This window comes from Halarcobacter mediterraneus, assembly GCF_004116625.1.
GTDB lineage: Bacteria > Campylobacterota > Campylobacteria > Campylobacterales > Arcobacteraceae > Halarcobacter > Halarcobacter mediterraneus.
The window spans coordinates 285,411-297,308 of record NZ_NXIE01000002.1 but is presented as its reverse complement, the minus strand read 5'-3'; the positions used below and the strand labels follow the sequence as shown (position 1 = coordinate 297,308).

Sequence of the window (11,898 nt, the reverse complement as noted above, 5' to 3'; positions counted from 1 at the left end):
TAATTATCAATACACTTTTTATGATAAAAGGATTTTTTTTAATTTAAAATGTATATTTTATCCCAATTCCTATTTGTCTGGCATCTCCAAAAACTACATTATGTGCTTGTTCAATATTTGAAATATATTCTTCATCTGTTATATTTTTTGCATAAATATATGTGTCAAAATCTGAAAAACGATAACCAAGTTTTACATTTGTTGTAAAATAATCATCAGTTTGTGCACTCCAATTACTACTTTGATCATAATATACAGTTGTCCCTTGATAAAAAGAATCAATTCTTCCATAAAAGCCATTAGGATGAATATAAGATAAACTTAAAGTAGCTGTTTTAGATGGAGTTTTTTCTATTCTTTTATTATCATAGTTTGTTGTACCATTATCAAAATCATCATATTTTGCACTTATAATTCCTAAAGAAGCACTTATATCTAAATTATCAGTTAAAAAATATCTTCCTTGAATTTCAAACCCTTGCGAGTGAGCTTTTTTTGCATTTGAAGTAACATACATTCCATTACCTACATTTTTATAAACATGAATATCTTTTATATCCATATAAAAAATTGAAGCTGCAAGAATTGCTTTATCAAATTCTGCTTTAACTCCTACTTCGTAATTAACTGAAGTTTGAGCTTCGAAACTATTCTCATGGGCAGTTCCAGAAAATGCAATATAATTAAAACCTCCTGGCATATAACCTTTTGAAATAGAAGTATATGTAGTCCATGTGGGATTTATTTTATAGCTTAATGCAAATTTTGGTAAAAATACATTTGAAGTTTTCTTACCCTCTTGTGTTAAGAAAGCTGTTGGAGAGGAATAAGTATTTGAAAAGTCATTACTATAATATTGCCCTGAATTTAAACCTTTATAAAAGGCATTCATATTAATTTCTTTTGTTATTCTTTGGTATCTTCCTCCTACTGTTACTTCAAAATCTTCTAAAAATGGAATCATAACTTGTCCAAAAATTGCACCAGTTTTAGCAGTATTATCAGACATAAAATTTGCTTCTGTATTTTCCATAGCAGGGAACTGTTCTCCAAAAGGTCCTTTATCTATATCTTCTTTTTCTAAAAAAAGTCCTGCTATCCATTTTGTATTGTTTTCAGTTTTACCTGATAAACGGAATTCTTGACTTAAACTTTTGTTTGTAGTATCTCCAAACATTATTAAGTCTTTATAAGCTAAACTATCTGAAAAATCTTGGTCAATGTGTGATAAGGTATCTGTTTTTTTATGAGTAGTTATTGAATTGAATTCCAAATTATCAAGTTCATATTTTAATAAAAGACTTTGAGAAAAGGAGTCTGTTTTTGTATATGTTGGCACATCAAAACTTACATTTTTTGCATCATCTCTTGTTGCTGTCATTGGATCTAAATAGTTTTTCCCATCAAACCAATTAGTTTTGAAATAATCTTTTGAAATAGTAAATTTTGTAGTTAAATTATCTGTTGGTTTATAAAGTAGATAAGTATTTATTTTTCTATCCCTTTGAGAGTTTACATCTTCTTCATTTTTTCCTTGATAATTATTTGTTATCCAACCTTCATCTTGTAAAAGTTGTCCATTTATACCTAAGAATAACTTATCATCAATAAGTGCTCCATTTAGATTAAAAGTACTAAATATATGTTCTTCACTTCCATATTCTAGTCCTAAGTTTCCACTCCACTCATTTGTAGGTTCTTTTGTTATTATATTTATAACTCCTCCAATAGCATCTTTCCCATATAAAGTACTTTGAGGACCTCTTAGAACTTCTACTCTTTCAATATTTGCTAAAGAAGCATCAAATCCATAACGATCTGTTTGAGGAATTCCATCAATATATATTACAATGGGATTATTATTTGTAAAAGTAGATGAGTTAAGCCCTCTAAAGTTTACATAAGTTCCATCAAAAGGTTTTGTAGACATATTGGGAATATTAGAGATTACATCTTTTATATTTCTAATTCCTTTTTCTTCAATAGTATATTCATCTAAGACACTTATACTTTGAGGAACATCCTTGATATTTTCATCAATTTTATTGGCACTAACTGTAATTTCATTTAATTTAATAGGTTCTTTTTTTCCAGCAAAAAGAAGACTATTAGTAACTAGGGAAATTAAAGCCAGTTTTAGCAACTTATTATTCATTTTTCTCTCCATAATATAGTTTTAATAGTTATTAAATTATAATCAATACTCAATATCAATTTCAATGGTAATTTTAGGAATATAGGATTACTTTTTAAGAGAGTAGTATTTTTTTGGAGATAAAATGTCTTTAGCTGAACTTAATTTCAAATATAATGATAACAAAGGTGAAATGATATTTCCTAAGGAAAAAGTAGAAGGGAAAATTATTGATAAAAAAATCAATGATTCTATTTATTTTATAAAGGCAAATATAGTTTTAAAAGATGATATTATAGTTTTATCAAAAACTAAAGTTGATGGAATTATGTTAGATTTTAATTTAATAGGAGATGTTGATTATAAATCTAAAATTTCAAATCATGGTTTTACTACATCAAGTAATAAAACAGATATCGAATTAATAAAAGAAGAGAGTACTGAATCGAAAGCTAAGAAAGGTGAAATAAATAAAATAACACTTGTTGTAAAAAAAGATTTTTTATCTCAACTTTCCACTGAAAACCCTCAAATTGATAAAGTTTTAAATTTTTTAGAAAAACCATATTGCCATAAACTTTTAGTGAGTAAAACTACTGATTATCAAGTTAACAAAATATTAAATCAATTATATTCTTCAAATATGTATGAAGGGAGTCTTGGTGAAATATATTTACAATCAAAAGTCTTAGAACTAATTTATTTAGAGTTTCATCATTTGTTTAAAGATGAAAAGGTTTCAAAAAAAAGTGTTAAGTTTGATGAAGAAGATATTCAAGCTTTAAAAAAGGCTAAAAAAATAATTATGTCTTTAGATTGTGATTGTACAATTTCTACTTTATCAAAAAAAGTTGCCTTAAATGAATTTAAATTGAAGTATGGATTTAAAAAATATTTTAATACAAGTCCTGGTAATCTTTTTCTTGAACAAAGAATGTTGAAGGCTAAAAAACTACTTGAAAATAGTGAATATAATATAAATGAAGTATCTAAAATCATTGGTTATAAACATCAACAAAGTTTCTCTAGTGCTTTTACAAAATATTTTGGTTTTAAACCCAAAGAAATTATGAAAACAAGAAAGTATTATTTTTAAAGTGAGATCTTAATCTCACTTTTTTATATTAGAATGTATATTTTACTCCAAGTCCAAATCTTCTTGGTTCATTAAAACCTACACCTCTACCATATGATACAACATACTCTTCATCTGTAATATTTGTAATATATCCGTAGATATCCCAATCATTGACTTTATATCCTATTTTTGTATCTGCTGTAAAACCACCATCAGTTTCTTCAACTTTGCCATTTCTTCTAAAGCCTGTTTTCCCTCTTCCTTTAATACCTACTCTTCCATAAAGACCATCTTGGGTAAAATATGATATTCCTAGAGAAGTTGTAAATTTTGGAGTACCTGTGATTTTTTGTCCGTCGTAGTTAACGCTAGCATCTGTATAATTGTCATATTTTGCTTCAATTAATCCTACACTTGCTGTTAATTCGAAATTGTTGCCTAAATAATATCTAGCATCAACTTCTATACCTTGTGAGTGGGCTTCTTCTGCATTATCAGTTACAAAAATCCCTCCTTCTAAAGTACTGTAAACATGCAAGTCTTTCATTTCCATTCTAAAAATAGCTGCATTTATAGTATAGTCATCTTGTTGATATTTTATTCCAATCTCGTAATTTGTAGACTTTTCAGAATCAAAAGAAGAATCACTACCGTCACTTGTAGAATAAAAATTAAAACCACCAGGAATAAATCCTTTTGAAACTGATGTATATGCCATTAAGTCATCATTGAAACTATAAGATAAAGCAAGTTTAGGTAAAAAAGTATTCCATGATTTATCATCATCATATTTATGAAGACTAGTAGAAGTATCTGTGAAACTAGTATAGAAATTTGATTTAATATCTTTACTTATTCTTTGGTATCTTCCTCCAAGTGTTAATTCAAAATTATTTAGGGGAATCATTACTTGACCAAAAACTGCATAAGTATTTGTATCAATTGTAGAAACTACATTTGCAGTACCTCTTGCACTTGCATTTCCATATGGTCCTTGTTCTCTTTTTTCATCATCAAAAAATAATCCTGTTACCCATTTTATATCTTGATTTTTACTTGCTAATTTAAATTCTTGAGACCAAGTTTCCACATCTGAAATGATAAGAGAAGCTAAACCATCACTACTTGTATCTGATAGAAAGTCACTATCATGTACAATATCGATATCAAAATCTTTATGTATAGTTACAGATTCAAATTTCATTTTTTCTAATTCATAATCAAGTTTTAGACTTTGAGAATTTGTTTTTCTTGTAATATATGAGGGTACATCAAAGCTAACACTTTCATCTCTTTGTAGATCATTTATGGGAAGAGTACTATCAATATTTATTCCTCTTCTACCATATTCTTTATCATAATCATGAGAAATAATAAATTTACTTGATAAGTTATCTGTAGGTTTATAAATTGTAAAAGCACTTAATCTTTTTGCTTTTGTTCTATTTGCATCTTTATTCATACCTGAATAATTATTTGTAATCCAGCCATCATCTGATTTTATTGAACCATTCATTCCTGCATATAGTTTATTATCAATAATTGCTCCACTTGTATTGAAACTTCCTTTTGTATATCCATAGTTTCCAGCTTCTGCATTAATACTTCCATGCCATTCATTTTCTGGTTCTTTAGTAATAATATTTATAACTCCTCCTGTAGAATCTTTTCCATAAAGTGTACCTTGAGGACCTCTTAATACTTCTACTTGAGCAACATTTATAAATGAAGGATTATAATCGTATCTATCATAATATGGAACTCCATCAACATAAATAACAACAGGATTACTAAGGGTAAAAGTTGAACCCGTTAATCCTCTAAAAGTTGTTGAAAGGCTTCCATTTAAAGCCTTTTCAAAACTCATATTAGGTATTTCATTAACTACTGCTTCTATATCTGTTATTCTTTTTTCTTCCAATTCTTCATTACTTATTACTGTAATACTTTGAGGAACTTTTTGAACATTTTCTTCTATTTTATTTGCACTAACGGTAACTTCACCTAGCTTTTGAGGTTCATTTTGTGCTAATAAAAAAGTACTTGCAATAGTTGATATTAAAATACTTTTAACTAATAAATCTTTTTTCATTTTTCATTTCCTTTATGTCTTTAATTAGTATTGACAATTAGTGACAGAATTCTACAAAATATCGATAATAAAAATCAATACTAAAAATATTTTGAATATATTTTTTTATATTGTAAAAATGTAATAATTACACTTTAATAATATAAACACTATACTAATAATAGTTATTAAAATTAATAGAAGGTTATTTATGAGTAAAGGTTTTTTGAGTAGTTTTAAAGGGTTTTCTAATGAGAATGAAGTTTTCAGTACAGAAAAAACTATTTTGAAAAGAATTGATGAAAATGGAAAATGTAATTTAAGTGAAATAAATTTTAATGATACGGTATTTTTATATAGAAGTGATTATTTATTAAAAACTGAAATTAAGCAAGAAATGGTTCATAAAATTGATGGTGTAGCTTTTACTGTTGGCTTAGAAGGAACAATGAAATTAAAAAGTCAATTATCTAATAAAGAGTTTTTCTCAAAAAAATCACATATAAATATGCATCTTATTTCAGAAGATAGTATTTATCATGAGATTCCTAAGAGTAGTTCTTACAAAGCTTTATCTTTTATTTTAAAAAAGCAGTTTTTAGAAAAGGTTTTACCTGAAAATAAATTGAAAGAACAAATATTTTCATCATTACGAGAATCTTATTTTAGTAAAGAGCTTTGTAATATAAAAATGGATACAAAAATGTCTTTTTTAGCAAATGAAATTTATTCTAGCCCTATGCTTGGGAAATTAAATCAATTATATCTTGAGTCAAAGTCTTTAGAAGTTATTCATAATTGTCTTAATTCATTTTCTCAAAATGAATTTAAAAATGATTCAAATGGAATAAAGTTTTCACAATATGATATTGAAGCCTTACATAAAGCTAGAAAAATTTTGCTTGAAAATATGAATAATCCTCCTAGTATAGAAGAACTTTCAAAGATTGTAAAACTAAATGATTTTAAATTACAATTAGGGTTTAAAAAACTTTTTAATCTTACTCCTTATGCTTTTTTATTGGAAGAAAGAATGCAAAAGGCTAAAGTACTTTTAGAACAAAGTGAATATAATATAAATGAAATAGCCTTAATAGTTGGGTACTCTTATGCACAAAATTTTTCAAATGCTTTTTTTAAAAGGTTTGGTATGAGACCTAAAGAACTTATGAAAACTAGAAAATATTATTATTAAATTTAAAGTAGGCTAGAAGCCTACTTTTTAGAAAGTATATTTAAATCCTAATCCTAGAATTCTTCCTTTTGATGGTGCTCCATATTTTACAGAAGTTGCGTTATCATAAAAACCATATAAGTCATAGTACTTATCGAAAATATTTTTACCAAAAAGATAAATTTCTTTATTTCCTGAAATTAATCCAATATGCATATCAACTCTACTATAGGCATCTAAATCATAGTGATTTTGTACATCAGCAGCTCTTTTTGACATATATGTATAGTCAAGTCTAGTATTTAGTTTACTACGAGAGTTTAAGATATTAATTTTTGGTAATGCTATTTGATATGCTAAAGAAATTGTGCTTTGAAATTTAGGTGTATCAGGAACTTTATTTCCAGGATTAACTGGTCCACCTAAAGAATTATTTACATAATCTCTAATTGTCGCATCAGTATAAGCAAAATTACCTGATATATTTAGATTTTCATTTATCAACCATTTAAGAGCTAATTCATATCCGATACTTCTTGTATCAGCATTTACTACAAAAGATGAAACACCAGTGCTATCAATCATATAGTTATCTTTTACACTAGTATAAAAAATTGAACTATCTATTCTTAATTTATGGTTTAGAAGTTCTGATTTTATACCAACTTCTCCTGAATAAATACTTCCAGCTTCGTATCTTGCATCGCCTTTATTTTCTCCATAATCTTGAAAACCCCCTGGATTATAACCTTTTGAAATAGTTGCGTAAAGATTTGAATCTTCATTTAAGGCATAGGTTACTCCCAGTCGACCAGTTGTAAAACTATCATTAAGTTCATCATTATCTAAAACACTAACTGAATTTTCTGTGTAAGTTGCATTATATTTTTTATAATCCCAAGTTTGTCTAATTCCTCCAGTGATTTTCCATTGTTCATTTAGTGGAATAGTTGTTTCTGCATAAATTCCATATCTTTTGGTATCAAAATTTCTAAACTGGTGATTCCCGGGATATACTACAAAATTAGAACCTCCCATACGAGAGTGATTATGTGTTCTATCCGAATTTAAAAAACTAGCTCCTATTACCCAAAAAATATCAGCTCCTGGTAAAGAAGAAAGTCTTAAATCTTGAGTAAATACTTTGTCTGAAGATTCTTGTTCTCTCCAATACTCATTAGGATAACCCATCATTGCTTGATAAACAATACGGTCAAAAACAACAGGTGAAATATTATAAACATCAATATATGATGAAATTGATGTAAGTTGACTATTTTTAAAACTATGTTTTATTTGAAGAGACTGTTTGTCTAATTCCTTATGACTATAATCATAAATACCTGGGGTCAAATCCATTTTAGGGTCATCATTATAAGGCTGTAAAACTATATTTTCTCCCATATGTTCACTTTTTTGGTGTTCTATAGTTAATAAAGCTGATGTTTCATCAGAAATATCCCAAAGTAAACTTCCCCTAATCCCCAAAAGGTCTGGTTCTGAGACTGCTTCTGCTGTTTGGATATTTGTAATTGGATATTCATATGAAGATTGATGTACAGCAAGACGGGCACTTAAGGTTTCACTTAAAGGTCCTCCTATTGCTAAGTCTATTTTATGTTCTTCTCCTGAGAATTCACTTTGAAAATATCCTTCAGTATATTGTGTAGGCTTTTTTGTTGTGATATTTATTGCTCCTGCACCACCTAATCCTCCAAAAAGTGTACCCTGAGGTCCTTTTAATATCTCTATTTGTTCTATATCAAAAGTAGCTAATGATAAATGCCTAGAACTTATAGGTGAACCATCAATATTAACAGCGACAGAAGCATCATCCATACTAAGTGGATATAGTGCTCCTACACCACGAATAGATACGCTTGAAACATTTGCTCCACCTGAAGTATTGATACTTACACCTGGTGTTGCCCTTAAGATTTCTTCTGTACTAAAGAAACCTTTTTCCCTAATCTCTTTTCCATCTATTACAGAAATTCCAAAAGGTAGTTCTTTTGCATCTTCGATTTCTTTTCTAGCATTTATTGTGATAGTCGGTAGACTAATTGTCTCTTTTTTATTCTCTTTTTGATTTTTTGTTGGCTCTTCTGCATATAAATATTGACTTGCCATAAGAGATATTATTGATAATTTTAATATCTTTTTTATATTCATTCTTGTCTCCTTAATGAAAATTTAAGATGGATTATAATTTAATTAAAAACAGTTATCAATATTATTATTTTCTTTGAGGGATTAATATTTTACTTAAAGGTATTTTATGTGTACATATATAAGCACAAATCAATTATGGGATAAAATAGAAAAAGAGTTTTCTCCTTATGAAAAAAGGAAGAATGGAAGTATCTTACTAGAAGAAGAGTTTGGAAATATGAGTTTGAACTTTTTTAATACGGGCTCTGGAATAAATTATTCTTCTTGTATTGCAACTTTCTTTGAGGATACTATTTTAGAAGGACAGTATAATAGTGATGTTTCTTATTTAATTTTTAATACAGGAAATAATATTCAAATGAAATCTAGCGAATCTTCAAAGTCTTTGGATTTATCCAATGCAACATATTGTAATGGAACAAGATATGATGGTTCAAAAGAAAAAGCTTTTTATAAAAAGAATAAAAAATATATATTTCACTATCTATTATTTGAGGATAGTTTATTTAAGTCATTAATTAAAGATGAAAATAAATTAAACTCAAGTAGTGAAATCTTAATAGGACAAAATATCTTACTTAAAGAGCTTAATGATATCTCTTTAGTTGACAATAATATTAGAGAATTATATTATGAATCAAAAATTCTAGAATTAGCTTACAGTACAGTAAACAATATTAATGAGTCTTTATCTAGAAGTTTACATTTTCTAAATGAAAAGGATATACAGTCTTTAAAAAGAGCAAAAGATATATTAATTGAGAATATACACAATCCTCCTTCTTTAAAAGAATTAGCCTATAAATCAGCAATAAATGAGTTTAAACTAAAAAAAGGTTTTAAAGAACTTTTTGGTAATACAGTGTATGGTTTTTTACAAGAATATAGGTTAAATGAAGCAAAAAAACTTTTAGAAACAAATGATATAAATATATCAGAGGCTGCATATTTAGTAGGGTATAAAAATATAAGTCATTTCAGTACTATATTTAAAAAACATTTTGGATATTCTCCAATTAATATTAGAAAAAAACAAAAAAGATATTATTTGTAAAACAGGCAAAAAGCCTGTTTTTTAGAATGTATATTTTACAGAGAATTTAAAGTTTCTACCTGGTTCATATCTATATGCTGGAGGAGTTCCTGCTTCAATAGAAGTATGTTTTCCATAGGCTTTATCTGTTAAGTTATCAACACCTGCATAAAAAGTCCAATCTGAATAATTTGAAGGTGTATATCTAATATTAATATCATGAGTTATATAACCTGGTCTTACTACAGGATTATTGATACCTTTTACTGCACTAAGAGTATATGCTAAGTTAAAATTATTATTTATGTCATAATAATTTGTCCAAACTACTTTTCTAGTATCATAGGCACCAACTCTTCTAATAGCAATTGCTTCATTTACTCCTGTTGTACTTGTAGCATTTTCATTATTTGTTTCTGCATTTATGTGAGAATAAGATAAGTTTGTAGTATAGTTTTCATAGTTCCATAAAAATTTAATTTCAAAACCTTCAATTTCAAATTCATTAGAACTATTATATATGTCTTCTAAAGTTCTTCCTCCTTCTCCACTTCCTCCATCAACATCTCTTGCGATAATTAAATCTTCAATTTGTGTTTTAAATAGATTTATATCAAAGGTAAAATAGTCATTGTTTGTTAGTAAGTCATTTGTATTATATTTATATCCTATTTCATATTTTTTTGATGTTTCTGCATTTAAATCATCTGAATAAGTAGTATCTTTTTTTATATGATTCATCCAAGTAAATGGTATAATTCCTGTCATTCTACTACTCTCTCCATAGTTTGCATAAAACTTTGAAGACTCATTAAGTTCATAATCAAAACCTAAGTTAGGAGATAGAGTTGTATCTGTAGCTTTTCCTAAACCTGTTTCAAACTCATAATCATCAAATCTTAGTCCATAGTAGATATTTAATGCATTTATATTCATTCTATTTTGAATAAAAATAGCTTTATTTTCAGAATTTACATCTGCATATTTAGTAATTGCTTCATGACTAGCAAATGGTGTGAATTCTCCTTCTCCTTCTTGTTGTTCATATTGAGCACCAAAAGAGAGTCTATTTGTAGTATTCAAGAAATTAAAATTAAAATGATTTTGACCTTTTATTCCTAATGTTTCATTATCATATTCTAAGTCATTATCTTGTCTGTCAACATTTACAGTAGATAAGTTTAAATCAGTTTGTAAGTTAATTAGATTATTGTCTGGATTATAATTGTGTTGTGCAGAGTAGCTTGTTGTAGTTGAAACAATTTTTTCTAAAGGGTATGGACCATCAGGGTCATGTAGTCCAGCATCACTTCCTAATCTTCCCCATTGAAATCTTCCACTATTTTCATTTTTTCCAAAAGAAGCTTTTAAAGTATGGTCTTCATAATCTAATAAACTAAATTTTAAAAAATAGTCCCTATCTTTATAGGCTGTTGCATATAGTTCACTTTCATTCCCATCTTCATAGTTATCACTATTTACACCTGAAATATTTGCATAAACACCAAAGTATGGATTTATAACATTATATGCAATCAAACTTCCAAGTTTTGTATTAGCATTTGTTTCATATCCTGTTTTGATAATTCCACCAAATGTTTTATCCCCTGTTACAAAATCTTGTGCATCTTTTGTTTCCATAATAATAGAACCACCTAGTGCCCCTGAATTATCAGAAGCATCAGTGTATGTTTTTACTTGAACTTGTTTTAGGATATCAGGGTTTACTCCTAGTTCATTTCCTCTATGTTGGAAAATATTTTTACCTTGTTTTGCTCCATCTAAAGTAATATTTAAACTTGTACTTTCAACACCTCTTAAATAAATTCTTTGGACATTGATAGCTCCTCCTCCAACATCTGTTGATGGGTTATCTTTAAATAAATCAAATAAGGAGTTTACTTGATTATTTTGTGCTCTTTGTAAATCTATTTGAATATTATTTGTGTCATTAAGAACTTCAATAACATCAACTTTTTCTAACTGTGTAGGTGTTTGTGCATATAAGGCATATGGCAATAAAGCAGCTAAACTAAGTTTTATTGGTTTTAGTTTCATTAACTATCCTTGTGTGTTACTTGCAACTAAGTTGCAGTTATAAATTTGTGAATTATACAAAATGCAACTTAGTTGTAAATAAAATAAATATAAGAAATAGTTATATAAGTATATAAATAATAATCGTTATCAATATTATAAAAGATTAAGTTTATAATTGCTAATATTCTAATATTTA

The 11,898-nt window shown here is 27.3% G+C and carries 7 protein-coding genes; 3 read left to right on the top strand and 4 right to left on the bottom strand.

Annotated elements, in window-relative coordinates; all coding sequences use genetic code 11:
* Nucleotides 1–43: 43 nt before the first annotated feature.
* A complete protein-coding gene (locus CP965_RS05620; protein ID WP_129061101.1) occupies nucleotides 44–2,155 on the bottom strand; it encodes a TonB-dependent receptor in 2,112 nt (703 codons plus the stop codon).
* 124 nt (nucleotides 2,156–2,279) lie between these two features.
* Here CP965_RS05620 and CP965_RS05615 point away from each other — a divergent pair, with 124 nt between their 5' ends.
* Nucleotides 2,280–3,230 carry an AraC family transcriptional regulator gene (locus CP965_RS05615; protein WP_129061100.1) on the top strand — a complete coding sequence of 317 codons (951 nt, stop codon included), beginning with the start codon at nucleotides 2,280–2,282 and terminating at the stop codon, nucleotides 3,228–3,230.
* A 28-nt stretch (nucleotides 3,231–3,258) separates the two neighbouring features.
* Here CP965_RS05615 and CP965_RS05610 read toward each other — a convergent pair whose 3' ends face one another.
* Nucleotides 3,259–5,304, bottom strand: a complete 2,046-nt coding sequence (locus tag CP965_RS05610; protein WP_129061099.1) for a TonB-dependent receptor — start codon at nucleotides 5,302–5,304, stop codon at nucleotides 3,259–3,261.
* 190 nt (nucleotides 5,305–5,494) lie between these two features.
* On the opposite strand from CP965_RS05610, the gene CP965_RS05605 reads away from it, so the two are divergent.
* Nucleotides 5,495–6,478, top strand: a complete 984-nt coding sequence (locus tag CP965_RS05605) for a helix-turn-helix domain-containing protein (RefSeq protein WP_129061098.1) — start codon at nucleotides 5,495–5,497, stop codon at nucleotides 6,476–6,478.
* Nucleotides 6,479–6,505: 27 nt separating this feature from the next.
* Here CP965_RS05605 and CP965_RS05600 read toward each other — a convergent pair whose 3' ends face one another.
* Nucleotides 6,506–8,629 carry a TonB-dependent receptor gene (locus CP965_RS05600; protein WP_129061097.1) on the bottom strand — a complete coding sequence of 708 codons (2,124 nt, stop codon included), beginning with the start codon at nucleotides 8,627–8,629 and terminating at the stop codon, nucleotides 6,506–6,508.
* Between the two features lie 106 nt (nucleotides 8,630–8,735).
* On the opposite strand from CP965_RS05600, the gene CP965_RS05595 reads away from it, so the two are divergent.
* Complete coding sequence (locus tag CP965_RS05595; RefSeq protein ID WP_129061096.1) at nucleotides 8,736–9,683, top strand: helix-turn-helix domain-containing protein; 948 nt, start codon at nucleotides 8,736–8,738, stop codon at nucleotides 9,681–9,683.
* A 21-nt stretch (nucleotides 9,684–9,704) separates the two neighbouring features.
* Here the strand turns inward: CP965_RS05595 and CP965_RS05590 are convergent, their stop codons facing one another.
* Complete coding sequence (locus CP965_RS05590) at nucleotides 9,705–11,720, bottom strand: TonB-dependent receptor domain-containing protein (RefSeq protein ID WP_129061095.1); 2,016 nt, start codon at nucleotides 11,718–11,720, stop codon at nucleotides 9,705–9,707.
* Between the last annotated feature and the right edge of the window lie 178 nt (nucleotides 11,721–11,898).